The 25,971-nt window shown below is 72.0% G+C and carries 23 protein-coding genes; 14 read left to right on the forward strand and 9 right to left on the reverse strand.

Translation table 11 applies throughout. From position 1 onward, the window contains the following. Positions 1-6: 6 nt before the first annotated feature. Genes AB0I52_RS00760 through AB0I52_RS00770 form a run of 3 tightly spaced genes read right to left on the reverse strand, consistent with a single transcriptional unit; the run spans position 7 to position 2,447 of the window. Positions 7-894 (reverse strand): thioesterase domain-containing protein, encoded by an 888-nt coding sequence (locus tag AB0I52_RS00760; protein WP_363067572.1) that lies wholly within the window; start codon positions 892-894, stop codon positions 7-9. Further along, entirely contained in the window at positions 878-1,144 is a 267-nt protein-coding gene (locus AB0I52_RS00765; protein ID WP_363028674.1) for an acyl carrier protein, read from the reverse strand. Before AB0I52_RS00765 ends, AB0I52_RS00760 begins: the two co-directional genes overlap by 17 nt. 10 nt (positions 1,145-1,154) lie before the next feature. After that, entirely contained in the window at positions 1,155-2,447 is a 1,293-nt protein-coding gene (locus AB0I52_RS00770) for an FAD-dependent oxidoreductase (RefSeq protein ID WP_363067574.1), read from the reverse strand. A 410-nt stretch (positions 2,448-2,857) separates the two neighbouring features. On the opposite strand from AB0I52_RS00770, the gene AB0I52_RS00775 reads away from it, so the two are divergent. Both AB0I52_RS00775 and AB0I52_RS00780 read left to right on the forward strand, forming a co-directional pair. Beyond that, positions 2,858-3,262 (forward strand): DUF3291 domain-containing protein, encoded by a 405-nt coding sequence (locus AB0I52_RS00775; RefSeq protein ID WP_363067576.1) that lies wholly within the window; start codon positions 2,858-2,860, stop codon positions 3,260-3,262. Next, entirely contained in the window at positions 3,262-4,803 is a 1,542-nt protein-coding gene (locus tag AB0I52_RS00780) for an MFS transporter (protein ID WP_363067578.1), read from the forward strand. Before AB0I52_RS00775 ends, AB0I52_RS00780 begins: the two co-directional genes overlap by 1 nt. A 159-nt stretch (positions 4,804-4,962) precedes the next feature. On the opposite strand, the gene AB0I52_RS00785 is transcribed toward AB0I52_RS00780, so the two are convergent. Then, the gene (locus tag AB0I52_RS00785; RefSeq protein ID WP_363067580.1) at positions 4,963-5,085 is read right to left on the reverse strand and encodes a hypothetical protein; all 123 of its coding nucleotides are present in this window, start codon (positions 5,083-5,085) and stop codon (positions 4,963-4,965) included. A gap of 250 nt (positions 5,086-5,335) precedes the next feature. Between AB0I52_RS00785 and AB0I52_RS00790 the strand changes: the two genes are divergently transcribed. Further along, complete coding sequence (locus tag AB0I52_RS00790) at positions 5,336-7,246, forward strand: S53 family peptidase (protein WP_363067582.1); 1,911 nt, start codon at positions 5,336-5,338, stop codon at positions 7,244-7,246. A gap of 237 nt (positions 7,247-7,483) precedes the next feature. Here the strand turns inward: AB0I52_RS00790 and AB0I52_RS00795 are convergent, their stop codons facing one another. Then, the gene (locus AB0I52_RS00795) at positions 7,484-8,656 is read right to left on the reverse strand and encodes a Ku protein (protein WP_363067584.1); all 1,173 of its coding nucleotides are present in this window, start codon (positions 8,654-8,656) and stop codon (positions 7,484-7,486) included. 60 nt (positions 8,657-8,716) lie between these two features. Between AB0I52_RS00795 and ligD the strand changes: the two genes are divergently transcribed. The 7 genes from ligD (at position 8,717) to AB0I52_RS00830 (ending at position 17,411) form a co-directional block, all read left to right on the forward strand. Beyond that, positions 8,717-9,613, forward strand: a complete 897-nt coding sequence (gene ligD, locus AB0I52_RS00800) for a non-homologous end-joining DNA ligase (RefSeq protein WP_363067586.1) — start codon at positions 8,717-8,719, stop codon at positions 9,611-9,613. 153 nt (positions 9,614-9,766) lie between these two features. Then, complete coding sequence (locus tag AB0I52_RS00805; protein WP_363067588.1) at positions 9,767-11,899, forward strand: PBS lyase; 2,133 nt, start codon at positions 9,767-9,769, stop codon at positions 11,897-11,899. Beyond that, on the forward strand, positions 11,896-12,225 hold the full coding sequence (locus tag AB0I52_RS00810; RefSeq protein WP_363067590.1) for a zinc-ribbon domain-containing protein: 330 nt from the start codon (positions 11,896-11,898) through the stop codon (positions 12,223-12,225). Before AB0I52_RS00805 ends, AB0I52_RS00810 begins: the two co-directional genes overlap by 4 nt. 99 nt (positions 12,226-12,324) lie before the next feature. Next, the gene (locus AB0I52_RS00815) at positions 12,325-13,140 is read left to right on the forward strand and encodes a hypothetical protein (RefSeq protein ID WP_363067592.1); all 816 of its coding nucleotides are present in this window, start codon (positions 12,325-12,327) and stop codon (positions 13,138-13,140) included. Positions 13,141-13,184: 44 nt separating this feature from the next. Beyond that, positions 13,185-14,459: a HAMP domain-containing sensor histidine kinase gene (locus AB0I52_RS00820; RefSeq protein ID WP_363067594.1), complete on the forward strand. Its 1,275-nt coding sequence runs from the start codon at positions 13,185-13,187 to the stop codon at positions 14,457-14,459. 80 nt (positions 14,460-14,539) lie between these two features. Continuing rightward, a complete protein-coding gene (locus tag AB0I52_RS00825) occupies positions 14,540-15,919 on the forward strand; it encodes an FtsW/RodA/SpoVE family cell cycle protein (RefSeq protein WP_363067596.1) in 1,380 nt (459 codons plus the stop codon). A gap of 34 nt (positions 15,920-15,953) precedes the next feature. Further along, positions 15,954-17,411 (forward strand): penicillin-binding protein 2, encoded by a 1,458-nt coding sequence (locus AB0I52_RS00830; RefSeq protein ID WP_363067598.1) that lies wholly within the window; start codon positions 15,954-15,956, stop codon positions 17,409-17,411. Between the two features lie 50 nt (positions 17,412-17,461). Here AB0I52_RS00830 and AB0I52_RS00835 read toward each other — a convergent pair whose 3' ends face one another. From AB0I52_RS00835 to AB0I52_RS00850, 4 genes are all read right to left on the reverse strand, one after another. Then, on the reverse strand, positions 17,462-17,656 hold the full coding sequence (locus tag AB0I52_RS00835; RefSeq protein ID WP_363067600.1) for a hypothetical protein: 195 nt from the start codon (positions 17,654-17,656) through the stop codon (positions 17,462-17,464). Positions 17,657-17,679: 23 nt separating this feature from the next. Further along, positions 17,680-18,570, reverse strand: a complete 891-nt coding sequence (locus AB0I52_RS00840; RefSeq protein ID WP_363067602.1) for an ADP-ribosylglycohydrolase family protein — start codon at positions 18,568-18,570, stop codon at positions 17,680-17,682. Positions 18,571-18,665: 95 nt separating this feature from the next. Then, positions 18,666-19,820: a protein kinase family protein gene (locus AB0I52_RS00845; RefSeq protein WP_363067603.1), complete on the reverse strand. Its 1,155-nt coding sequence runs from the start codon at positions 19,818-19,820 to the stop codon at positions 18,666-18,668. 42 nt (positions 19,821-19,862) lie between these two features. Continuing rightward, positions 19,863-20,981, reverse strand: coding sequence for a ferritin-like domain-containing protein (locus AB0I52_RS00850; protein WP_363067605.1), 1,119 nt, complete (start codon positions 20,979-20,981; stop codon positions 19,863-19,865). Between the two features lie 178 nt (positions 20,982-21,159). Between AB0I52_RS00850 and AB0I52_RS00855 the strand changes: the two genes are divergently transcribed. The 4 genes from AB0I52_RS00855 (at position 21,160) to AB0I52_RS00870 (ending at position 25,877) form a co-directional block, all read left to right on the forward strand. Further along, positions 21,160-22,095, forward strand: coding sequence for a diiron oxygenase (locus AB0I52_RS00855; RefSeq protein ID WP_363067607.1), 936 nt, complete (start codon positions 21,160-21,162; stop codon positions 22,093-22,095). Between the two features lie 89 nt (positions 22,096-22,184). Continuing rightward, on the forward strand, positions 22,185-22,937 hold the full coding sequence (locus tag AB0I52_RS00860; protein WP_363067609.1) for a TetR/AcrR family transcriptional regulator: 753 nt from the start codon (positions 22,185-22,187) through the stop codon (positions 22,935-22,937). Positions 22,938-22,954: 17 nt separating this feature from the next. Further along, positions 22,955-23,221, forward strand: a complete 267-nt coding sequence (locus tag AB0I52_RS00865) for a hypothetical protein (RefSeq protein ID WP_363067611.1) — start codon at positions 22,955-22,957, stop codon at positions 23,219-23,221. Positions 23,222-23,315: 94 nt separating this feature from the next. After that, the gene (locus tag AB0I52_RS00870) at positions 23,316-25,877 is read left to right on the forward strand and encodes a PQQ-binding-like beta-propeller repeat protein (protein WP_363067613.1); all 2,562 of its coding nucleotides are present in this window, start codon (positions 23,316-23,318) and stop codon (positions 25,875-25,877) included. Positions 25,878-25,971: the final 94 nt, after the last annotated feature.

The raw sequence follows: 25,971 nt of genomic DNA on the forward strand, positions 1-25,971 counted from the left end.
GGTCGGTCAGGCGACGGCGGAATCGGCCGGCCGTCCGGACAGCACGGCTGCGGTACGCGGGTCCTGGAGCATCGTGTAGTGATCGCCCGCGACCGCCAGGCGTCGTACGGGGCGGTTGCTGAGCAGGCTCCAGCCGAGGTCGCCGCTGTCAGGAAGCAGCGACCGTTCGGGCTTGACGAGGGTGATCGACCGGTCCAGCGCGGCCGGTTCGTACGGGGCGGTGCAGCGGTTGTTGCGGGTCAGGCCGCCGTGGTAGGCGGTGTACAGCTTCCGCAGTCCGGCGAGTTCGGTGTCGGCCGGCAGCAGGCCCTGCGCGGTGGCCGCCGCCAGTACGACGGGCAGCCCGTCCTCGGCCGCCGCGACCGGAGGCACGCTCACGGTGAACGGGCGGTCCCGCTTGGCACCGAGGTACATCGCGAACCAGTCGAGCAGCATCCGGGGTTCCAGCACCTCGTCGGTGCGTTTGAAGGCGGGGACCGGTGCGATGCTGTCGAGCAGCACGAGCTCGTCCAGCTGCCCGGCGCGGCCCTCGGCTTCGAGCCGGGCGGCGATCTCGAACGCCACCACGCCGCCGAAGGACCAGCCGACCAGCGAGAACGGCGCGTCGCCGGGTGCCGACGCGTCGATCTCGGCGAGGCAGCGGCCGGCCAGTTCGGTCACGGTGGCGGGTTCGGCCCGGGGGTCGAAGGCCGCCGTGAAGAAGGCCGGGATGTTGCCCAGGTCGAGCAGGGACAGTGCGGTGTCCGCCGGCAGCCGCTCGGCGAGCGGCTGCCAGGCGGCGGGCGCCAGCGCCCCCGGGTGGACGGCGTAGAGCCGGCGGGCCGCCCCGGTGCCCGGGGAGGTCAGCGGGGTCAGTACCGGGCGGCCGGCTGAGGGGTCAGGCCGCTTCGGCATGGCGGGCGTTCTCCTCGGCTATGTGCTCGGACAGGGCGGCGATGGTCGGGTGGTACCAGAGCGCCGTCGCCTCCAGTTCGAAGCCGAGCCACTTCTCCAGTTCGCCCGCGAGAATCAGTGCCTCGGTGGAGTCGAGGTCGAATTCGTCGAAGTAACGCTCGACGTCGACCAGGTCCTTCTCCACACCGAGCCGGACGGCGAGCTTCTCGACCAGCCAGGCCTGTGCTTCCAGAGCGGTGACACGCTGCATGGGAGTTCCCTCACTTCTTGATGTCGCGGGCGATGGACTCGGCGGCCTTGAGCCCCGAGACGTATCCGGCTTCGTGCGAGCCGATCAGGTCGTGGCCGATCTTCGGGGAGTGGAAGTACGATCCGGCGAGCTTGACCCGCCCCGTGTCGTTGACCGCGTAGATGGTGCGCTGCATGGAGCGCACGTCGAGGTCGATGATCGGGTGGGTGAAGGGGATCTCGCGGATGACCGTCTCCTCGCGCGGAACGATCGGCGAGTCGAGGGTCACGAAGTAGTCCTTCCGGGCGGTGAAGCCCTGAAGGGAGTTCATGTAGTACGCGACCCAGGTGCGCGGGGTGCCGTCGACGGTCTTGAGACCGTAGTTCCAGCTCTGCCAGCGGGAGCGGTCCGGCGGCATGCTGGAGGGGTCGGTGTGCAGTACCGCCTTCGTGGAGCTGTAGCGGACCTTGCCCAGGATGTCGGCCTGGAGCGGGGTGGGGCTGTCGAGCAGGGCGAGTGTCTGGTCGGCGTGCGAGGCGACGACGGCGTAGTCGTAACGCTCCTCGCCGTCGGCCGTGGTGACGACGACTCCGGCGTTCTCGCCGTCCTCCTCCCGGATGCGGGTGACGGGGCTGGAGGTGCGCACCGTGCCGTTGAGGGCTCCGACGACGCGGCGCACGTACTCGATGCTGCCGCCGGAGACGGTCTTCCAGGCGACGGAGCGGCCACCGAGGCCGCCGGGGTCGTGCGACATGAAGAAGGCGATGACGGTGGTGGCCGGCATCTCCCAGATCAGTTCGGCGGGCACCGACCAGACGGCGGTGGCGAGCAGCACCACGTATCCGTACTTGAAGGCGTCGGAGTAGCCGCCCCGGTCCAGGTACTCCCCGAGCGCCATGTCGGTGCGCTTGCGCAGGAAGTCGCGGGGCGCCTCCTTGTGGAAGCGTTCGGCGTCCCGCCACAAGGGCATGAAGTCGGCCGGGTAGCGCCGGGCGATCTCCTCCTCGGCGAGCTCGAACTCGGCGGTGCCGTAGTCGAGTCCCCGGTCGAGGTCGAAGAAGTCGAAGCCGCCGGTGTGGTCCAGCGCGGTGGCCCCCACCTCCTGGAAGAAGGCGGTCAGCTGGGGGTACGTGCGGGAGTTGAAGACCACGAAGGCGGTGTCGATCCCGATGGTGCCGCCGTCCTCCTCGACCTCCACGGTCAGGGCGTGCCCACCGGGCCGGTTCTCCTTCTCGTACACGGTGACATCGACATCGTCCGGCAGATGGTAGGCGGCGGAAAGGCCGGATATACCGGCTCCGATCACGGCGACACGAGTTGTCATGAAGGGTGGCCCCTCGGGTTCGGGCAGTTCTCCGGAAAAGGGAAGGAGTCGCTATGGGCGACGGCCGCTGGAGCGCGAGGGCGAACCCTCCGAAAGCATTCGGTCGTTGGTGCATCGCTCCGATTTGAGCCGGCTGGCTGCGACGTGCAAGGAAAGTAATTCGGGCCATGGGGAAGGGTCAATCACCGCATCGCCGAACACGGGTGATCCATCGAATGCGTCGATGGCCCCCAAAGGGGGTGTCCGGATCAACGGGTACCGGACACCAGGGGCACGAACAGGCCAACCCCGCCACTCCCGAGCGGTTGTGCACCACCACATGTCCGGATGGACGTCGCGCGTGTCTCATGTGGGTAGCGGGTATTCCCTGCTGTGATCACGCGCTCCACGCCGAAGAGGAGATATCCCCCATGCCCACCATTCCCTGGATGCCCGGGGCCGCTGCCACCGAGTCCCCCGACTCCGGCGAGGCCGTGGTCATGGCATCGAAGTTCGAGGTGAAGTCGCTGCTCCACGTGCCGCGGTTCTTCCTGCTGTCGCTGGTGGTGTGGAAGCAGGTCCGTTCCGCGCCCGGCACCATCGGCGCGTCGCTGCGCGCCGAACCGTTCAAGAAGACGTTCTGGACGCTGTCCGCGTGGCAGGACCAGGAGTCGCTGGAGACCTTCTCCCGCAGCGACCCGCACGCGAAGGTGGTCGCGAAGCTGATTCCGACGATGGACCGCTCGACCTTCGTCTTCTACGGCGCCGCCCGGAGCGAGCTCCCGCTGTCGTGGGACGACGCCACGCGGCGCATCGCCGAGAAGCGGGGCAAGTGATGAGCGCGGAGACGGAGACCGCGGCCCCCGCCGCGCCAGCGAAGCCGGTCATCCCGCACGGCAAGCTGATCCTGACCGCCGCCTGCCTCGGTCTGTTCATGTCGTTCATCGAGGTGACGTCGGCGATCTCGACGCTGCGCGCCCTCCAGGTCGACATGAACATCGCCCCGGCGGACCTGAGCTGGGTGTCCAGCACGTACACCCTGGTCGTGGCAGCGTGTGTGCTGTCGGGCGGGGCCCTGGGCGAACGGTACGGACGGCGTCGGGTGTTCGTCATCGGCGTGGTCACACTCGCGGTCGGCTCGCTGATCGTGGCGACGGCCGGCACCTTCCCCCAGGTGCTCGTGGGCCGGGCCGTCAGCGGGATCGGCGGCGCGCTGGTGCTGCCGACCTCACTGGCCATCATCACCACCACGTTCTTCGTCGATCTGCCGCGCATGCTGCGGTACATCACGGTGTGGGTGTCGGTCTCCGGCATCGGTCTGGCCGTCGGCCCGCTGCTCGGCGGGGCGTTGCTGGACGCCTTCGACTGGCAGGCGGTCTACCTGGTCAACACCCCGGTCGCCGTGGTCACGGTGGCGGTGACGCTGTACGCGGTCTCCGAGTCCAAGGTGCCAAACAGGCCGCTGGACCTGCGTGGCCAGTTCCTCTCGGTGCTGGGTCTCGGGACGCTGGTGTACGGGATCGCGGCGGGCGGCCGGGCCGGCTACGACGACCCGGTCGTGCTGACCTCGCTGGTGGTCGCCGCCGTCTCGCTGTTCGCCCTGGTACGGGTGGAGCGGCAGGTGGCCGTGCCGATGCTGGACGTACGGATGATGGGCTCGATCCGGGTGTCCGCGACGCTGCTGGTGGCGGCGTCCGCGCTGTTCACGTTCGTCGGCGTGGTCTTCCTCGAGGTGCTCTTCCTCCAGCGGGTCCAGAACGTCACGGCGCTGAGCACGGGCGTACGGCTGCTGCCGGCGATGGTCTTCTTCGTGCTGTCGACGCTGGTGGCCCAGAAGATCTCCGGGAAGATCGGCCCCGGCCGGCTGCTGGCCGCCGGTTCGCTGATCGCGTCGGTCGCGGCGGTGCTGCTGGTCCGCCAGGAGCCGGACAGCGCGTACCTGGTCACGGCCGTGGGCCTGGCGCTGGTGGGTCTGGGCAGCGGGCTGGTGGTCGCACCGTCGACCGCGGCCGCGTTCGCCGTGGTCGAGCCCGCCCAGATGGGTTCCGCGTCGAACGCGGTCACCGCGTTCCGGCAGGTCGGTTCGGTGCTGGCGACGGCGGTGCTGGGCGCCGTGCTGGCCGTCCGCTTCGTCGGGGCGCTGCCGCGGACCCTGGCCGACGCCCATGTCCCGCCGCAGATCGCCACGGCGGTGGTGGACGTGGCCCGCAGCGGCAGCAGCGGCAGCGGCCGCCCCTCGCCGCCCGGGGTGACCGATGCCATCGCCTCGGGTTTCACCGTCGGTATTCACACCGGCCTGTGGGTGGTGGCCGGCGTATCGTTCGCGGCCGCCGTGCTGGCTTCCGTATTCCTCTCCCGCAAAACACCTTCCGCCTGAACGAACGATTCCGCCGGATCACGAATCAGAGTTCTCCAGGACGGCCGAAAACCCCTGGGAAAGGACTCACTTTTCTCCACGAATTCGATTTCGTTCGGGAGAGGCGGAGCGAAATGAGGCCGGAGCGAAACGGCTTCCGGCTGCGAGACGGGCAAGATCTCACAGCCGGAAGCCGTTCTGCCGCATTCCACCGCACGCACCGGGCACCTGACAGCCGGGCAGCCCGCCCAGCCCCTCCAGCCCCTCCAGCCCCTCCAGCCCCTCCAGCCCGTCCAGGGACATCCGGAGCTTCCCGGATCTACCGGGAGTCTTCGGGCGGGGTGCCCGATCCTCGGCGGTTCGGTGCGAACCAGCCTCTACGCGCGTCCACTTGGCAGATTCTTGGGAAACGCATGCCCCGTACATGAGGCGTTTCTCGCCAGAGTGTCGGATTACATGTGCACATCATTCGGCACATGCTCCGCACGCGAGACCCACATCGCAGGGGGTTACTTTGAGAATCAGCCGCGCCGGACGACGCGCCGGGCTGAGCATGGCAGTGACACTGCCACTGCTCGCCGGTGCGCTCGCCCTCGGGATACCCAACGCAAGCGCCGACTCCGCACCGGCCGGCCGGGACGCACTCCAGGGCACCAAGCCGGCCTGGGCCACCGCCACGGCCGACCAGGGAGCCACGGCCGACAGCGGAAAGGTCGCCGTCCGGGTCCACCTCGCCGGACGGGACGCGAAGGGGCTGGCCGCCTACGCGGCCGCCGTCTCCGACCCGCAGTCGCCTTCGTACGGGAAGTACCTGAGCGCCGCGCAGGCGCAGGCGCGGTTCGGGGCCACCCAGCAGCAGATCGACCGGGTCAGCGAGTGGCTGAAGGCCGCCGGGCTGACCGTCACCGGCGCCAACCAGCACTATGTGTCGGCGACCGGTGAAGTGTCCCGTACCGAGAAGGCGTTCGGCACCCAGCTGCGCAACTACCGCAAGGGCGGCCACACCTACCGCGCGCCGGCCTCCACCGCATCGGTGCCGGCCGCGCTGAGCGGCGACGTGCTCGCCGTCTCGGGCCTGGACAACGCACCGCACAAGTCCAGCCACGACGAGGTGCTGCCGCCGCCGGACGAGGTGTTCCGCAACTCCGGCCCGTCCTCGTCGTACTTCGGCTCGAAGACCGCCTCCACCCTGCCGAGCGCGTACGGCTCCAAGGTGCCGTACGCGGTCAAGGGCTACACCGGCAAGCAGCTGCGCGCCGCTTACGGGGCCGGGAGCTTCACCGGCAAGGGTGTGACCGTCGCCATCACCGACGCGTACGCCTCCCCCACCATCGCGAAGGACGCCGCCGAGTACGCGAAGCGCAACGGCGACGCACGGTACAAGCGCGGGCAGCTCAGCCAGGTGCTGCCGGACGACTACACGAGGACCGAGGAGTGCGGGGCCTCCGGCTGGTACGGCGAGGAGACCCTCGACGTCGAGGCCGTGCACGCCGTCGCGCCCGCCGCGGACATCGTGTACGTGGGCGGCGCGTCCTGCTACGACGACGATCTGCTGGACTCGCTGAACAAGGTCGTCGACCACCGGCTCGCGGACATCGTCTCCAACTCGTGGGGCGACGTCGAGGCCAACCAGACCCCTGATCTGGCGCTCGCCTACGACCAGGTGTTCAAGATGGGCGCGATCGAGGGCATCGGCTTCTACTTCTCCTCCGGCGACGACGGCGACAACGTCGCGTCCACCGGTACCAAGCAGATCGACGTCCCCTCGAACTCCGCCTGGGTGACCTCGGTCGGCGGTACGTCGCTGGCCGTCGGCAAGCACGACACCTACAAGTGGGAGACCGGCTGGGGCACCACGAACGCCCCCCTGGCCGCGGACGGGAAGAGCTGGACCGGCTTCCCCGGCGCGTACACCTCGGGCGCGGGCGGCGGCACCAGCGCCACCGTGAAGCAGCCGTCCTACCAGCGCGGCATCGTGCCGGACTCGCTGGCGAAGGCGAACGGGAAGACCCGGATGCGTACGGCTCCGGACATCGCGGCCGTCGCCGACCCGAACACCGGCTTCCTGGTCGGCCAGACCCAGACGCTGCCCGACGGATCGCTGGGCTACGACGAGTACCGCATCGGCGGCACGTCGCTGGCGGCGCCGGTCATCGCCGGTGTCCAGGCCCTGGCACAGCAGGCGCAGCACGGCCGGCCCATCGGCTTCGCCAACCCGGCGATCTACGCCCGCTACCAGTCGAAGGCGTACCACGACGTGACGGACCACCCGCTGGGCAAGGGCCATGATCTGGCCGTCGCCCGGGTGGACTTCGCCAATGGCTACGACGCGGCGGACGGTCTGCGAACCTCGGTGCGGAGCCTGGGCAAGGACGCCTCGCTGTCGGCGGTCCGGGGCTACGACGACGTGACGGGTGTCGGCACCCCGGCCCCCGGTTACGTGAGTTCCTACCGCAGGCACTGATCTCGGACCAGTGACGCGGTACGCGGGAGCGGACCGAACGGCCGTCCCGGGGCGCGAGCCCCGTGGCGGCCGTTCGGCGGTCCGGAGCCGCTCAGCTCCGCTGCCGGCCCGGTGGCCCCGGGCTCACCCAGGCATGATGCGGCGGAGCCGGGCGGACCGGCGGACCGTCCCGCGGCGCTCCGACGGGGGCCGGGGCCCGGGTCCGGCCGCGGGCAGGGGTGCGGCCGGGGCCGGCGGTCAGGCCGAGGCGCGCTTGCGCGCGGCGCTCTTCGTGCCACTCCGCTTCTTCGCCGCCGCCGTCTTCGCCGCCGTCTTCTTCCCGGCGGCGGTGCTCTTCGCAGTCGTCTTCTTCGAGCCAGTCGTCTTCTTCGAGCCCGTCCCGCCGCTCGGTGTGCTCTTCTTCGCGGCCGTCTTCCCGGCCCCCGTGGACTTCTTCGTCCCGGACGACCTGGGCGACGAGCCGGTGGGCTTCCGGGCTCCGGAGCCGGAACCCGAACCGGAACCCGAACCCGATCCGGACGACGCACGCGAGCCGGACTTGCCGGCCGGGGCGCCGCGGGCGGCACCCTTGCGGTCCGCGATCGAGGTGACCTCGGCGACCGGCGCCTCCTCGCCGTCCCCCTCCGGCTCGTCCCCCCGGGCCTCCTTCGCGGCCCGGACGCTGCTCTCCAGGGCCGCGACCAGGTCGAGCACCTTCCCGCCGGAGTCCTCGGGCTCCGCCGTCCGCGGCACCTCACCGGCGGCCTTGGCGGCGACGAGCTCCTCGACCGCCTCCCGGTAGTCGTCACGCAGCGAGTCCATGTCGGCCTCGCCGAGCGTGGCCATCAGGGCGTCGGCCAGGTCGAGTTCGGCGTCACGCACCTTCACGTCGGCGTCCGGGGCGACCCCTTCGGGGGCCCGGATCTCGTCCGGCCAGAGCAGGCCGTGCATCGCGATCACGTCATCGACGACCCGCAGCATCCCGAGGCGCTCGCGCCCGCGCAGCGCGTACTTCGCGACGGCGACCTTCCGGCTCCGCTTCAGCGCCTCGCGCAGCAGGGTGTACGGCTTGGCGGCCGGGACCCCGTTGGCGGAGAGGTAGTAGGCCGCTTCCATCTGGAGCGGGTCGATCGAATCGGCCGGCACGAAGGCCACGATCTCGATCGTCCTGGCCGTCGGCAGCGGCAGTGAGCCGAGGTCCTCGTCGGTGATCGGGATCATCGAGCCGTCGGCGTCCTCGTAGGCCTTGCCGATCTCGGCCGCGGCCACCTCTTCCCCGTCCAGCTCGCACACCTTGCGGTAGCGGACCCGGCCGCCGTCGGTGACGTGGATCTGGCGGAAGGAGACCGAGTGGTTCTCGGTGGCGTTGATCAGCTTGACCGGGATGCTGACCAGCCCGAAGGAGATGGCGCCGTTCCAGATGGACCTCACCGGTCACCCCTTACAACCCTTATATGCCTATGGATCCGTTTTGCATGTGATTCTTATCGTATGTCGCCGATCACTGAAGTGGAGGGGCGGCGCCTGACGCTCAGCAATCTGGACAAGGTGCTGTATCCGGCCACCGGCACCACCAAGGGCGAGGTGCTGCACTACTACGCGGCCACGGCCGCAGACGCGCTGCTGGCGCATCTGCGGGAGCGGCCCGTGTCCTTCCTGCGCTACCCGGACGGGCCGGACGGACAGCGTTTCTTCACCAAGAACCCGCCCCCCGGTACGCCGTCCTGGGTACGGACGGCCACGGTGCCGCACCACGAGGACGAGGGTGCCCGGCAGATCGTCGTGGGGGATCTCGCCTCACTGATGTGGGCGGCCAACCTGGTGGTGGAGTTCCACACCCCGCAGTGGCGGGCCGGTACGCCGGGGGTGGCCGACCGGCTGGTGTTCGACCTGGATCCCGGGCCGCCCGCGAGTGTCGTGGAGTGCTGCGAGGTCGCCCTCTGGCTGCGGGAACGCCTGGCGGCGGACGGGCTGGAGGCCTACGGGAAGACGTCCGGGTCCAAGGGGCTGCATCTGCTCGTCCCGCTGGAGCCCGCGGCGTCCGAGCGGGTGTCGGCGTACGCGAAGGGGCTGGCCATTCAGGCGGAGCTGGAGCTTCCGGATCTGGTGGTGCACCGGATGAGGCGGGCGCTCCGGCCGGGAAAGGTATTTGTCGATTTCAGCCAGAACGCCGCGGCCAAGACGACCGCCACCCCCTACACCCTGCGCGCGCGGGCCGAGCCCTCCGTCTCCGCGCCGGTCACCTGGGCGGAGATCGGGGAGTGCCGCGATCCCGGGGAGCTGGTCTTCCTGGCCGGTGACATGGCGGAGCGGCTGGGCCGGTACGGGGATCTGCTCGGGCCGCTCAACGAACCGGGCCGGGGGCGTCCGATTCCGGACACGGCATAGCCGCCGGGCCCTCCCGCCCCGGGGCATACCTCACCGCCGCCTTTGTTGTCATGCCCAAAGGCAAAAGGCCGCATGTGGCGGGTGGATTGTCAGAGCGGTGGTGCACACTCTGCGCAGACACTGCTTCGTGGTGACGCGTGGGGAGGCGATGACGTGTTCGCGGGGATCGACGAGGTCGACTGGGCCTCGATGGAGCATGCCTACGGGCCTGCCGATGATGTGCCCGGCCTGCTCCAGGGCCTCGCGTCCGCCGATCCGGCGGAGCGCGAGGGAGCGCTGGACGGGATGTACGGGGCCGTGCACCACCAGGGTGACGTCTACGCGTGCACCCTCGCCTGCATTCCCTTCCTCTTCGAGCTCGTCGTGGATCCGGCGGTCCCGGACCGTGGAGGCATCGTCGAGCTGCTCACCAGCATCGGCGGCATCGACCTCGACGAGGACGACGAGGACGAGATCGACGAGGAGGAGATCGAGGGCGCGGCGAACTACGCGATGGCGGCGGCCGCCGTCACCGCGGGCGCCGGGGTGTTCTTCGCCCTGATGGCCGACGACGACCCGGGCGTACGGGTCTCCGCCCCGCTGGCGCTGGCCACCCTGCACGGCCACCCCGCACGGGTCCTGACGCTGCTGCGGGACCGGCTGGCGGTCGAGCGGGACGACGAGGTGCGGCTCGCGCTGGTCGAGGCGGCGGGGCGGGTGGCCCTGCGCCACCGGCCGCTGACCGACCAGATCGCCGACTGGCTGAGCCGGCTGGCCGCCGAGGCGTATCCGCCGGGGCTGCGACTGGCGGCGCTGGCCCAGCTGGCACGGTGCGCCCCGCAGGCGTTGCCGGGCGATGTGGTGCGAGTGGTGGCGGGGCTGCTGCGGCAGCTGCGCTCCTCGCCCGTGGCCGCGGAGCCGGGGCCGCGGCCGGCCGGGGCGCACAGTGAGCCGGAGCCGGCCGGGGTCGAGGAGCGGGCCGCGCCGGCGACCCTGGTGGGGCAGCTGCGGGCGCTGTCGGCCGAGGAGAGCGCGGGTCGCGCGGCACCCTGGACGGCCGATCTGCTGCGGACCCTGCATGTCGGCCTCGACGACCGGGTCGCCGAGCGGACGGCGCTGCTGACCGATCAGCTGTGCAGCCCCGACCGCTGGCAGCGCATCGACGCGGTCCGGATGAGCAGCGGGCTGATCCGGGCCTGGCGCGGCTCCTACGGGGAGCTGGTGCGGCTGGTCGGGGAGCAGCTCGGCGCGGCCGAGCCGAGGCTGGCCGAGGCCGCCTCGCACGTCCTGGAGGAGCTGTTCGGCCTGGCCGCACCGGCCGCGGACGCGCTGGCGGCCCGGGTCGCGGCGGATCCGGGGGCCTGGGTGAAGGAGTGGGCGAGCGGGCCGCCGGGGCTCGGCAGCGCGGTGAAGGCGCTGTCCCGGCTGGGCGACGCCCGCGCCGTGCCCGCACTGGCCGCGGCGCTGGAGCGGCCCGAGGTGCCGCACGACGTGGGGTTCGCCATCGGCTATCTGGGGCCGGCGGCCCGTCCACTGGCCGGTGCGCTGCGGCGCAGGCTCGGCGAGGTGGGCCTCGACGAGGGCGCGTACGACCGGGCGAGCCCGCTGCTGGCCGGGCTGACCGCGCTGCGGGCGGGCGAGGCGGCGCCGGAGGTGCTGCGGGTGCTGCGCGGGGCTCCGGAGTACCGCGGTGAGTGGCTGCGCACGGCGGCGCTGCGGGCGCTCGGCTCGTTCGGGCCCGCGGCGCACTGTGCCGTGCCGGAGCTGCGGGCACTGATCCGGCGTCCCGGCACCGCGGCGGCCACGGAGGCCGCCGAGGCGCTCTGGGCGGTCGACGGGGACGCCGACGCCGTGCTGCCCGTGCTGATCGAGGGGCTCCAGGCGGAGCACGCGCACGAGCGGCGGGCGGCGGCGAGCGCGCTGGGCCGGCTCGGTGCGCGGGCGGAGGTGACCGCGCCGCGGCTGCGGGCGCTGCTGGGGCACGAGGAGCTGTGGCTGCGGGTGGACGCGGCGATCGCTCTGTGGGAGGTTTCCGGTCGGGCCGGGGAGTCCGTTCCGGTGCTCCTGGCGGCCTGGGAGCAGAACCGCCATGTCAGGGTTCGGGTGGCCGGATGCCTGGCGCGGATGGGGGCCGCTGGTGCGGGGTCGAACGCGGTGCATGTGCTGCGCGCCGAGCTCGCCTCCGTACGCCGCCACAACGCGATGGACGGCGGCTACGGCAGCCATGACACATACGAGGACGAGAAGCTGCTGGCGCTCTGCCGCCGGGCGCTCACGGGGAATCCGGGGAAGGGACCCACAACATGATCATTTTCGGCACGCGAGGCTATCTCTACCAACTGGCCGTCATGACGATGGTCTGCGGCTGGTGCGGGAATCCCTCCGCGCACACCCTGCGCAAGCGGGTCACGAAGTTCACGCTGTTCTTCGTGCCGCTGTTCCCCTTCTCGGTGAAGTACGCCACCCAGTGCACGTTCTGCGGTGGTGAGCAGAAGATCCCCAAGGAGCAGGCCGAACAGCTGCTGGCCCAGCACCTGGCGTCGCAGGACGGCAACCCGTTCGGGCAGTCGCAGCAGCAGCCGGGCTTCACGCCGGGAGCGCAGGGCCAGGGCCAGAACCCGTATCAGCACTAAATACGCATAAGAGACTTCCTTCCGAATAAGGTCTACGGAGCCGGGGCCTGCGCGAGCCCGTGCCCGCCGGCTCGACGGACCTCGGGAACGGAGAGAACCATGCGTCCGCAGCACCGGGCGGGGCCCCGAGCGGCGGCCCTGCTGGCCGGCGCCGCCCTGCTGGCCGGATGCGGCACCGGTGGCGGGCTGAAGAGCACCGGACCGACCCCGGCCGCCATCGGGCCGGCCCACCTCTGGCCGGAGCTGCCGCCCGCCTCCGCCGCTCCGTACGACTACGGCGAGGGCGAGACCGCGCACATCCCCGGCATCACCGTCCCGGGCGGCGATGTGCGCCGGCTGGACCCGGTGGCGGTGGTGCAGGCGGGGCTGAGGGCCCGCCCCGACCGCTCCAGCGGTACGGACGAACTCCCGGCCTCGACGGTCCGCGCGATCAACGCCTGCCGGACCGCGCCGGACGACTGCCCGGTGCTCGCGCCGTACTACCGCGACCTGACGGGCGACGGCAGGGACGAACTGGTCCTCGCCGTCAAGCTGGCCGACCGCCAGCTCTCCGTACGGGTCTACATGCCGGAGCCGGGCGGGCTGACCCGGATCATGTCCACCTCGGACGCGGTGATCAGCGTGGAGCTGGCCGGCCGGGACCTGATCATGCGGGCGCCGTCGGCCATCACCGGGTACGAGTACCGCACGGCCTGGTCCTGGGACAGCAGGCAGCGCGCCATGCTGCCCACCCAGGACGGGATCCTGCGCATGACCCCACAGCCGGAGCCCGGCCGGCGGCAGCCGCCGGGCGCGCGGCCCTCCGCGCGGCCCAGCGAACTGCCCTCCGCCGCGCCGACGCCGCCGCCCACCGCACGGCCGACCGCCGAACCCACCGCGGCGCCCTCGGCCGCCGTGTCCGCGGATCGCCGGTGAGCCGCCGGCCGCCGAGGGCCTCGTGGGACCCGCGCAGGCTGCGGATGCCCGTCTGGACCGCCTCACTGACCTGGAAGTCCGCGGTATTCATCACCGTGATGTGCTGCGTGCTCGCCGCCCTGCTGGGCGTGCTGGTGCACACCGCGGTCACCCGCCAGACGGTCGGCCACGCCCGCGAGAAGGCACTGACCCGGCTGGCGGACGTCACCGCCGCCTACGAGGCGGGCGAGGCACTCCCGCCGCGCTCCGGGCTCGACCCGCCGGGGCTGCCCGAGTCGCTGCGCGCCCTGGCGGCCGGCGGGGAGCGGGGCACCATGGTCGCCGACCACTTCGGCCGGCCGACGATGTGGGCCGCCGCCCCGGCCGACGGCCACGCGCTGGCGACACGGATCGACTACAGCCAGAGCGCCCGCACGATCAACGGCCTGGACGGGGCGATCATCGGCTCCTCGCTGCTGGCGATCGGCGCGACGCTGCTGGCCGGCGGGTTCGCCGTCACCCGGGTCACCCGGCGGCTCCACCAGACCGCGCGGGTGGCCCGCCGGATCGGGGCCGGCGATCTCGACGCCCGCGTCGACGACCCCCGTACGGCCGGGCCCGCGCGCCGGCAGGACGAGGTGGCGATCGTCGCCGGTGCGCTGGACACGATGGCCTCGACGCTCCAGCGCAAGCTGCTGACCGAGCAGCGCTTCACCGCCGATGTGGCGCACGAGCTGCGCACCCCGCTGACCGGCCTGTCGGCCGCCGCCGAACTGCTGGCGCCGGGCCGCCCCTCCGAGCTGGTGCAGGACCGGGTCCGGACGATGCGCGCCCTCACCGAGGACCTGCTGGAGATCTCCCGGCTCGACACCCGTAGCGAGCAGGTCGATCTGGATGTGCACGAACTGGCCCCGCTCGTCGAGCGAGTGGCGTCCGCCTCGGGCACCGGCACCGAGGTGTCGGTCGTCCGGGACGGGCCGCCGGTACGCGTCGAGACGGACAGACGGCGGCTGGAGCGGGTGCTCGGCAATCTGATCAGCAACGCGCACCGGCACGGCCGCCCGCCGGTCGTACTGACGGTCGACGGGCCGGTGGTGACCGTACGCGATCACGGCGGGGGCTTCCCGGAGTACCTGACCGCGGGAGGTCCGCAGCGCTTCCGCACCGAGGGCGGCAGCAGGGGACACGGCCTCGGACTGACCATCGCCGCCGGGCAGGCCCGGGTGATGGGCGCCCGGCTGGTCTTCGAGAACGCGGCGGACGGCGGGGCGGTGGCCCGGCTGACGCTCCCGGAGTACGTACACCGCGAGGAGGATCCGCCGCTCGGCCCCCGGTCCTGACGGCCCGCCACCGGAACCCCACGAACCTCCGCACTAACACATAAGGGAAATAACCCCCGCCTCTTGCTACGTTGCGTGGCATGACCGCAACGACAGCGGACGCACCCCCGCCCGAGCTGCGCCTGCCCAAGCGGCGCGGCGTGGAACTCTCGCTCCTCATCGGGGCGGTCCTCATCTCCGTCTACGGCTACGCCGCCGTCGGTCTGGCCAGGAACGACGCGGTCCCGCCCGATGTCGCCGGGTACGGCGGCGGCCTCGGGCTGCTCGCACTGCTCGCCCATCTCGCCGTCCGCTTCCGCGCCCCGTACGCCGATCCGCTGCTGCTGCCCATCGCCGTCCTGCTCAACGGCCTCGGCCTGGTGCTGATCTACCGGCTCGACCTGGAGACCCCGAAGGACCAGGCCGCCCCCACCCAGTTGGTCTGGTCCACGCTCGGCGTCGCGTTCTTCATCGCGGTGGTGGTGTTCCTGCGCGACCACCGGGTGCTCCAGCGGTACGCGTACCTCTCGGTCACCACGGCCCTCGTCCTGATGATCGTGCCGATCTTCTTCCCCGCCGTGAACGGCGCCAAGATCTGGATCAGGGTCGGCGGATTCTCCTTCCAGCCGGGCGAGTTCGCCAAGATCCTGCTCGCCGTGTTCTTCGCCGCCTACCTCGCGGCGAACCGCAACGCCCTCGCGTACACCGGCCGCAAGATCTGGAAGCTCCAGCTCCCCACCGGCCGGGTGCTCGGCCCGATCGTGGCGATCTGGCTGTTCAGCGTCGGAGTGCTGGTCCTGGAACGCGACCTGGGCACCTCGCTGCTCTTCTTCGGCCTGTTCGTGATCATGCTGTACGTGGCGACCGGCCGCACCGGCTGGATCGCCGTCGGACTGCTGCTCGCCGCCGTCGGCGCGTTCGTCGTCGGCTCCTTCGAACCGCATGTGCACAGCCGGGTGCGGGACTGGATCGACCCGTTCGCCTCCATCGACGCGGGCCGGGGGGCCGGCCAGCTCGCCCAGTCGCTGTTCGCCTTCGCGGCCGGCGGGATGCTCGGCACCGGGCTCGGGCTCGGGCACTCCATCCTCATCGGCTTCGCCGCCAAGTCCGACTTCATCCTGGCGACGGCGGGCGAGGAACTCGGCCTGACCGGGCTGACGGCGGTCTTCATGCTGTACGCGCTGCTGGTGGCGCGCGGCTACCGGGCCGGGCTCGCCCTGCGCGACTCGTTCGGACGGCTGCTCTCGATCGGCCTCGCCTCGATCCTGGCGCTCCAGGTGTTCGTGATCGCGGGCGGGGTGATGGGGCTGATCCCGCTGACGGGCATGGCGATGCCGTTCCTCGCCCAGGGTGGTTCGTCCGTGGTCACCAACTGGATCATCGTGGCGCTGCTGATCCGGATCAGCGACCTGGCCCGCAGACCCCACCCCGACCAGGTGGAGACCGGAGTCATCGCCCCCATCCTGGAGGACGAGCTGTGATCCCGTACGCGCCGACCGCGCGGGAGGCCCGGCCGTGATCCGCTACATCCGGCGCGCCGCCGCGTTCTGTCTGCTGCTGCTCGTGGCGCTGCTGCTGAACGCCGCCCGCGTCCAGGTCTTCGATGCCTCCTCCCTCGACGACAACCCCGCCAACCGCCGGAACACGATCGACCGTTACGACCAGCCGCGCGGCAACATCCTGGTCGACGGCAGATCCGTCACCGGCTCCAAGAACACCGGCGAGCAGCTCGCGTACGAGCGCACCTACCGCCACGGCGCGCTGTACGCGCCGGTGACCGGATACGCCTCGCAGACGTACGGCACCACCCTGATCGAGAACGCCGAGGACCCGGTCCTCTCCGGCACCGACCCGATGCTCGCCCCGCTCCCCTTCTGGAACGAGATCACCCGCAGCCGGCAGCCCGGCGGCGACGTCGTCACCACGATCAAGGACTCCATGCAGCGCGCCGCGTACGAGGGGCTCGGCGGCCGGCGGGGCGCGGTCGCGGCCGTCGAGCCGACGACCGGCAAGATCCTGGCGCTGGTCTCGACCCCCTCGTACGATCCGGGGCGGCTGTCCGGTACCGGTTCGTCCGTCACCGACGCCTGGCGGCAGCTCAATTCGGACCGGAGTCAGCCGATGCTCAACCGGGCCATCCGCCAGACGTATCCGCCCGGCTCCACGTTCAAGATCGTGACGGCGGCGGCCGCGCTGGACGCCGAGGTCGTCACCGACCCGGACGCCCCGACCGACACCCCATCCCCCTACGTCCTGCCGGGCACCTCGACCACGCTCCCCAACGAGGCGAGCGGCTGCGCCAAGGCGTCCCTGGCCGAGGCGATCCGGGTCTCCTGCAACACCGTGATGGCCCACCTCGGGGTCCAGGTCGGCCTGGACGGCATGGTGGACGCGGTCGGCAGGTTCGGCTTCAACGACACGGGGCTGAAGATCCCGTCCGGGGTGGCGAAGAGCAACTTCGACACCGACATGAGCGACGATCAGCTGGCCCTCTCCTCGATCGGCCAGTTCGACACCACGGCGACCCCGCTGCAGATGGCGATGGTGGCCTCGGCCGTGGCGAACGGCGGCGAACTCATGTACCCGCACCTGGTGGACCGTACGACCACGCACAGCGGCTCCACCGTCCGCACCACGGGGTCGCACTCCTACCACCGGGCGATGAACCCGCAGACGGCGATGCGGCTGCGCCGGATGATGACCGACGTGGTGGAGGACGGCACCGGCACCAACGCCGCCATCGACGGGGCCACGGTCGGCGGCAAGACCGGCACGGCGCAGCACGGCATCGACAACACCGGTACGCCGTATGCCTGGTTCATCTCCTGGGCGCAGGCGCAGGACTCCGCCCGGCCGGCCGTCGCGGTCGCCGTGGTCGTCGAGGACGCCGCCGCCGACCGGGCCGACATCAGCGGCGGCGGCAGTGCCGCGCCGATCGCCCGTTCCGTCATGGAGGCGGCGCTGGGAGACTGAGCGCGTGACGGCTTCCGGGCGGGTGCCCGGGGCCCGGCGCGACGAGCTGGTCAGCCGGCCTGGGCGGCGCCGATCGGCTTGCGCGACTCGGCCCGGACCCGGGCGGTGTCCAGCGCCGCCTTTTCGAGGTCGACCTTCTCGGGGTCCTGGAGCGCGGTCTCGGGCGTGACGACGGCGACGAAGGACGCGGTGTTGCCGTCTCCCCAGGCGCACATCGGGATGGTGCTGGTGATCGCGCCACTCATTCGAACCCCGGGGCCGGTCCGGTTCAGTCCAGCGGCTCACGGCGCCGGAGCCATTCGGCTGGCACACCGTCGACGCCGACGGCGGCGCCGACGATCCCGCCGGTGATGGCACAGGTGGTGTCGACGTCCCCGAACCCCTCGGCCGTTGCCCAGAGCGCCGCCTCCAGGTCGTCCGGGTGCCGGGCGGCGGTCCACAGGGCGAACGGCACCGTGTCGTCGGCGCGGATGCGCTGTCCGTTGCCGAGCAGGTCGGCGGCCCGCCACGGCTCGGTGTCGAACGGCACCTCGACGGCCCGCTCCAGCCCGTCGCGCACCGGCCCCGCGGGGGTCAGCGCGACGACCGCGTCCAGCGTGAACGCGCCCCGTACCGCGAGTGCCGCGGCGACCGCGACCGCCACGGCGCCCGCGATCCCCTCGGGGTGGGCGTGGGTGACCTCCGCCTGCAACACGGCCTGTCCGGCAGCGTGGCCGACGTCCCGGTGGAACCGTGCGCCGAGCGGTGCGACCCGCATCGCCGCACCGTTGCCGAGGCTGCCGCCCTCGAACAGCCGGGGGGCCAGCGTCCGCCAGTCGCCCGGTGACGTCAGCAGCTCGGGCAGGAGCATGTGCATGCCGTGGCCGTACCCCCGGGCCTGGTCGGCGTCGAAGGCCAGGGCGAAGAGGAGCGCGAGCCGGTCCTGCTCGACCTCCCCGCGCTCATCGAGTGCCCGCTGAAGCGCACGGGCCAGGGCGGTGTCATCGGTCCAGTTCCACCTGGGTTCCGGGGGCATCCGACGCGCCCTGACCTCGTTGTACGCCTGCCGGGGCTCCCGGAGGAGCGGAAACCACCGCTCCCCGAACGCGTCCCCGAGCGCCAGTCCTTCGAGACTGCGGCGGGCGGCGGCGAGATCCGCTTCGACAGTGGTTGAGGCCATGGCGCCATCCTTCCGCCGGCGGTCCGGGGCGTACAGCCGTTTTCGGGCCGGGACGCGACCGCCGGGCATGAATGGGATCCTGGCGCCATGAATGATCAGCCCCTGTGGACAGCCCCCGGATTCCGGGGCAGGGGTGGGGTATCGCCGGCGGCCGACGCAGCCGCGGCCCCGTCGATCCCGGCCGCCGGGTACGGCGTCCGTTTGCTCACGGTCAGCAGGCGGCGGTGGAAGCCGTCCAGGACGAGGGCGGGCGCCGCGTGCCGGTCGAGGACCGCGGCGGCCCCGGGCGGGACGCCCCCGGAGCGGTCGCCCGCGATCCAGCCGCGCAGGAAGGCGGCGTCGCACACGCCGTCGAACAGGTGGTGGCGGACCAGATGGCCGGCGACGTAGTGGCGGTCGTACGCGAGGTGCCCGGCCAGGAACGCGGACTCCTCCGGGGAGAGTTCGAACGCGGAGCTCAGGGCCAGGCCGAAGTCCGCGAAGCGGATCGAGCTGCCGTCGGTCAGGATGTTGCGGAAGTGGGCGTCGAAGTGCACGAACCCGCGCGAACTCATGAACTCCGCCCCACGGGCCAGGGTCTCGTCCAGCCACGCGTACGGCGGGCCCTCCCCGCCCTCCCTGGCCGCCGCCCGGCGGTCGCCCAGCCAGGCCGCGAGGGTCCGCGGCACATGTTCCAGGAAGAGCACCAGGCTCGCCGAGGACCGGCCGACCGCGTCCAGCCGGGCGCGTACGGCCGGGGAGCCGTCCCAGTGGGCGACCGCCCCGTCGATGCCCCCGAACTCGTCGGCGAACCCCTGCGGAGCGGAGTCCGGCAGGACCCGCCAGTGGTACATCAGCGGAAAGTCCCCGTACGCGTCACCGAGGACCCAGCCGGTGGTGATCGTGTGCGCGGCCAGCTCGCGCCAGGCCCCGAATCCGGCCGAGCCCACCCCGTACTGGTAGAACGTCGGCAGCCCGAAGAGGTTGGCCGTCGACCGCACGTTCTCCGGGCGCAGTTCGAGGTCCGTCAGCGGCACCCGTTTGACGAAGACCCTGGTCCCGCACACCTCCAGCTCCGCCGGCCTGCCGCCCATCCCGGATCCGAGCGGGGTGGCCGCGCGGACGGCGTCACCCAGCCCGCGGTCGCTCAGCAGCGACAGGTGGGTGGACACGGACTTGTAGGCGGCCCGGCGGGCGAGCCGCCGCCGGTCCGGGTGGTCCGCCGGCGGCCCGGCGGCGACCGGACCGGCGGCATCATCGGTCTCACGCATGCGGCCGACCCTACTCAGCGCTCCCCGCCCCGTCGCCCCCGCTCAGGAAGCCTGCGGCTCCGCCCCGCCGTCCGCGATCGCCTCCGCGACCTCCGCCACCCGCGCCTGTTCCTCGGCCTCGAAGCGGTCCCGGTCCAGCTGTTCGGCTATCTCCTCGTCCTGGGCCATGAGCAGGTCCAGGCTGGAGTCACCGAGTTCGAGGACGCCCATGTCGACGTACGCCTTCTGCAGCCGCTCGCCCCACAGCCCGATGTCCTTGACGCACGGGACGATGCGGCTGAACAGCAGCTTGCGGAAGAGCTGGAGGAACTCGGAGTGCTCGGAGAGCTCCTTGGCCTCCTGCTTGGCGATGCCGAAGTTCTCCAGCACCTCCACTCCGCTGAGCCGGTCACGCATCAGGTAGCAGCCCTCGATGACGAACTCCTCGCGCTCGCGCAGTTCCACGTCGCTCAGCTGCTTGTAGTAGTCGCGCAGCGCCATCCGGCCGAAGGCCACGTGGCGGGCCTCGTCCTGCATGACATAGGCGAGTATCTGCTTGGGCAGCGGCTTGGTCGTGGTGTCGCGGATCATGCCGAAGGCGGCCAGGGCCAGGCCCTCGATGAGGACCTGCATGCCGAGGTAGGGCATGTCCCAGCGGGAGTCGCGCAGGGTGTCGCCGAGCAGGCCCTGGAGGTTGTCGTTGACCGGGTACAGCATCCCGATCTTCTCGTGCAGGAACCGGCCGTAGATCTCCGCGTGCCGGGCCTCGTCCATGGTCTGGGTCGCGGAGTAGAACTTGGCGTCCAGATCGGGGACGGACTCCACGATCCGGGCCGCGCAGACCATCGCGCCCTGCTCACCGTGGAGGAACTGGCTGAACTGCCAGGAGGTGTAGTGCTTGCGCAGCTCGCCCCGGTCCTTCTCCGTCATCTTCGCCCAGTGCGGGGTGCCGTACAGGGTGAGGGCCTCGTCGGGGGTGCCGAGCGGGTCGGTGGGGTCGACCTCCAGGCTCCAGTCGATGCGCTTGTTGCCGTCCCACTGCTTGTCCTTGCCCTTCTGGTACAGGGCGAGAAGGCGCTCGCGGCCGTCGTCGTAATCCCAGCTGAAGCGGGCGGCGCCCGAGGCGGGCACCGTCCACAGCGGCTGGTCGGGGGCGGTGGTGTAGAGGTCGTGGGTCGACATGGACGGCTCCTTCGCCTCGCATGCTCCGACAAGTCACCGGTCGATTGGTTCAGTTGGCAGGTTCACACGTTGGTAGACGCCGGGTCAACAAGTCGCGTGCAGGGGATTGACGGGCTTACTGACAGACGGTCTCATAAGAGATGACCACCGGTAACCCATGTGCGAGGTGCCTCCAGCCATGACGTCCGTGACCGAACACGATGTACAGCTGCTCCGCGACGCACTCGGCCCGCTCCGGGACCGCGAGCAGATCGCCGAACGACTGCTGGAGGCCTCGGCCAAGCACTCCTTCGACCCCGACAAGGAGCTCGACTGGGACGCGGCGGCCGAGGACGGCAAGTGGTTCTGGCCGCCCGAGCTGGTCTCCCTCTACGACACCCCGATGTGGCGGAGGATGTCGCAGGAGCAGCGGCAGGACCTGGCCCGGCACGAGTCGGCCTCGCTGGCCTCGCTCGGCATCTGGTTCGAGATCATCCTCATGCAGCTGCTGGTGCGGCACATCTACGACAAGCCGGTGACCAGCAACCACGTCCGCTACGCGCTCACCGAGATAGCCGACGAGTGCCGGCACTCGATGATGTTCGGCCGGATGATCACCTGGGGCGGGGCGCCCTGCTACCCGGTCCCGCGCCGGTACCACAACCTCGCCCGGGTGCTGAAGACCGTCTCCACCACACCCGGTTCGTTCGCGGCCACCCTGCTCGGCGAGGAGATCCTCGACTGGATGCAGCGGCTCACCTTTCCCGACGAGCGCGTCCAGACCCTGGTGCGCGGCGTGACCCGCATCCACGTGGTCGAGGAGGCCCGGCACGTCCGGTACGCCCGCGAGGAACTGCGCCGCCAGATGGTGACCGCGCCCCGCTGGGAGCGCGAGCTCACCCGGGTCAGCTGCGGCCAGGCGGCCCGCGTCTTCTCCGTCTGCTTCGTCAATCCGCAGGTGTACGGGAACGTCGGCCTGAACCCCGAGGAGGCCGTGGCCCAGGTGCGGGCGAGCGGGCACCGGGCCGAGGTCATGCAGTCGGGCGCCAAGCGGCTGACCGACTTCTTCGACGACATCGGGGTCCTCAACGGGGTGGGACGCAGGCTGTGGAAGAGCTCGGGCCTGCTCGCCTGACGGCCCCGGACACGGCACCAGCGCTTACGACCTGGTGCGCGACAGAGAGCGGGCTCCCTATCGCGCACCAGGTCGTTACGCTGGCCGGTATGACCCCTGCCGCAGCCGCGCCGCCGAACCGCGCGTACCGAAGGCTCAGCGTCGAGGAGCGGCGCACCCAGCTCCTCGGTGCGGCGCTCACCCTCTTCGCGCACCGGGCCCCCGACGAGGTCTCGCTCGACGAGGTCGCGACGGTGGCCGGGGTGTCCCGGCCGCTGGTCTACCGCTACTTCCCCGGCGGACGGCAGCAGTTGTACGAGGCGGCGCTCAGGTCCGCCGCCGAGGAACTGATCCTGTGCTTCGCGGAACCGGCCGTGGGCCCGCCCACGGAACGGGTGACGCGGGTCCTGGACCGCTATCTCGCCTTCGTCGACCAGCACGACGCCGGCTTCAGCGCACTGCTGCGCGGCGGCAGTGTCGCGGAGACGTCCCGTACGGGCACGATCGTCGACGAGGTACGGCGGGCGGCGGCCGACCAGATACTCCTGCACCTGGGCCGGGGCGCGGGCACTGATCCCGGACCTCGGCTGCGGATGATGGTGCGCACCTGGATCGCGGCCGTCGAGGCCGCCTCGCTGATCTGGCTGGACGAGGAGAAGCAGCCCGCCGCCTCCGAGCTGCGCGACTGGCTCGTCGACCAGTTCATCGGACTCCTCGCGGTCACCGCGGCCACGGATCCGGCGACCGCCGCCGCCGTGGCCGAGCTGCTGCCCCTGGAGACCGCGGCGGGCCCGGCCGGCCGGCTGGCGGACCGGCTGATCCCGGTGGTCGGCGAGGCCGCACATCTGCTGCCCCCGGGCTGATCGGTCAGACTGGGGCGGTGAGAAGCGAGAACACCCCCTTCACCGGCGGCCCGCTGGACGGGCGGGTCCTGCCCGTACTCGTCGGCGCGACCGGCCACCCGCCCAAGTGGTACGAGGTTCCGGTCCCGGACGCCGACGGCGGGCCGGCCACCGTGTACGCGTACCGGCGGGTCCCGGCCGGACACACCAAGCGGCTGGGGATCCAGCGCGGCTGGGTGTACGAGTACGCCCCCGGCGGCCGTGAGCGCCACAGCCCCAAGTGGCCCTGGTCGAAACCGGGATGACGCATATGGGGTGAATCGGGGCGATGCTCCCTGTCTCGGGGGAGACCGTAAGATCGACGATCCGGTCCGAGGAAGGTCACACAGGGGGTGCGCCATGGAAGCGCTGCGTCAGGACGATCCACGCCGCTTCGGCCCGTACACGACGCTGGCACGGCTGCGTGAGACAGCCGCGGCGGTGCAGTACCTGGCGCGCGGCACGGCCCCGCGGGAACTCGCCGTGATCACCGCGGCGAGGCCCGCCCTGGCCGCGCTGCCCGCCTTCCGGCGGCGCTTCCAGGCGGAGGCCCGGACCGCGGACCGGCTGGCCGGCGGCTGGGTGGCGGCGCGGCTCGACACCCGTACGGACGGGGCCGGGGACGACGACCTGCTGTGGACGGCCTCGGAGTACGTGCCGGCGGTGACCCTCGCCGAGGCGATCGAGACCGCCGGGCCGCTCCCCGAGCGTGCCGTGCGGATACTGGGCGCGGGCGTCGCCGAGACCCTCTCCCGGGTGCACGCCACCGGGGCCGTGCTCCAGGGTCTCGCCCCCAGGACGGTGCTGCTGGCCGCGGACGGGCCGCGGCTCACCGCCTTCGGCCCGCTGGGTGCGGCGGCCGACGCCGAGGCGCGGCCGGGCGGGCAGCTCTCCGTCCGGCTCGGCTATCTGACCCCGGAGCAGGTCGAGGGCAGGGAGCCCGGTCCGGCCTCCGACCTCTTCGTGCTGGGCCTGCTGCTCGCGTACGCGGCGACCGGCAGTACCCCGCTGGCGGACGGCCCGGCGGCGGAGGCCGCCGAGCGGATCGCCCACACCGACCCGGAACTGACCGCTGTGCCGGACGCGTTGCGCGATCTGGTCGCCCGCTGCCTGGCGAAGGACCCGGCCGGCCGGCCGACGGCGGGTGCGGTGGCCGCGGAACTGGCCCTGGAGGGCGCGGCGGGGCTCGCGAAGGGCGGCCAGTGGCTGCCGGTTCCGCTGTCGGCGGCCGTGGCCGGACAGGGCGTACGCGCCCAGGCGCTGGAGGCCGCACCGCCCGTCGTCGAGGACTCGGCGGGCGCCCCCGCCGCCGACGCCCCGGACGTGCAGGACGCCGTGGTGCCCGGCCCCGGGTCCGAGGCCCCCGCGCCCGGCCGGGACACCCGGACCGCCCAGTTCGGGATCATCGACCACCGCGCCCCGCGGCCCGATCTGGCGACGGCCCAGCTCTCGATGCCGCGTGAGATGCCGCGTGAGCTGCCCGGCCCCCCGGCCGCCCTCCCCGCCGGCCCACCGGCTCCCCGGGCCCTGCCCGTGCCCGCTCCCGCGGCGCTCCTTCCCGCCGTCCCGCTCCCGCTCCCGGCCCCTCCCAAGCACGCCGCGGCCGACCGCCGGACCGTGCTGATCGCGGCCGCGGCCGGGGCCGCCGGACTCCTCGTCGGGGGCGGCGGAGTGCTGGCGCTCGGGCCGGGCGACGACGCGAAGTCCGCGGACGACGCCAAGCCCTCCCCGAGCACCAGCCGGCCCGTCATCGCCGGACTGCCCCCGCAGCCGCGCTGGATCCATACGCACCCGGAGTCCGAACCCTTCCCCCTCACCGCCGCCGTCTGGAACGACCGGCTGCTGGTGGTGACCGACGAGACCCATGCCTCCGCGCTCGACCTGCGCACCGGCCGCCGGGTCTGGGAGAGCCCTGACGGGGCCAAGGGCCAGGCCGCCCTGCCGGCCGGCAAGGAGTTCTGCTTCATCGCGGGTCCGGCCGAGTTCCTGTGGCTGTCGGCGAAGGACGGCCGGATGGCCCACCGGGTGGCGTACGCCGACGAGTTCGAAGGCGCTCCGCACCTGACGGTGCCCGAGCTCGTAGGCGCGTCCGGTTCGACCGTCTGGTTCACCGGCTCCACCAGGACCACCGTGAAGGCCCCCAAGCCGAAGAAGGGCAAGAAGCGCGGGAAGGACAAGCAGGTCGTCACGTCCTTCCTGTTCGGGTACGACATCGAGCAGCGCAAGGAGCTGTGGCGCACCTCCGTGCCCAACGGCCGCGGCCCGGCCGCGCCGGTGTACCGGCTGATCGCGGTGCGGCCGGACGACATCGTCGTACGGCAGAGCCAGCTGTCGCTCACCCCGGCGGACGTGAAGGCGGCCAAGGGCAAGGGCAGGTTCCGCAGCTTCGACCGGAAGACCGGAAAGGCGAAGTGGACCGAGTCGTTCGGCGGCGTCACGCCCGGCGGTGCGGCCGTGGGCGATGCGGACGGCCTGCTGTACGCGGCGGTCGGTGACGACCTCCGGGCCTTCGGGACGTCCGACGGAAAGCCGAAGTGGACGCTCAACGGCAGCCGCGGCTCCCACTTCGGGAACTCGGTCGAGGCCGGCGCGCTGCTGCACACCACCAACAGCAACCAGGAGGTCGGAGCGGTCGACCGGGAGACCGGGCGGCTGCGCTGGCTGCGGTCGACGGAGGGGCCGCGCACCGACGTGACTCCCGCGATCACCGTCAGCGGCACCGGCGGGACCCTGCTCGCGGCGAGCTCCGGCCAGGTCACCGCGTTCTCGGCGGCCGACGGGCGGCGGCTGTGGAAGTTCCAGGACATCGGGGAGCAGGACCCGAAGGGCGCGACGGCCACCACCAAGTACCAGGTGCTGGCCTCCGGGAAGAGCGCCGTCGTCCGGCGCGGCCGGGTGTTCTACGCGTTCCCGGTCGACTGACCGCAGGGCCGGGGGCGGCGGATCTCCGCCGCCTTCCGGGGGATCGGGCCGCCGCCACGCCGCTCGGTCCTTGAATCACCTGACGGCAGGTGAG

The organism is Streptomyces sp. NPDC050423, from assembly GCF_040655445.1.
GTDB lineage: Bacteria > Actinomycetota > Actinomycetes > Streptomycetales > Streptomycetaceae > Streptomyces.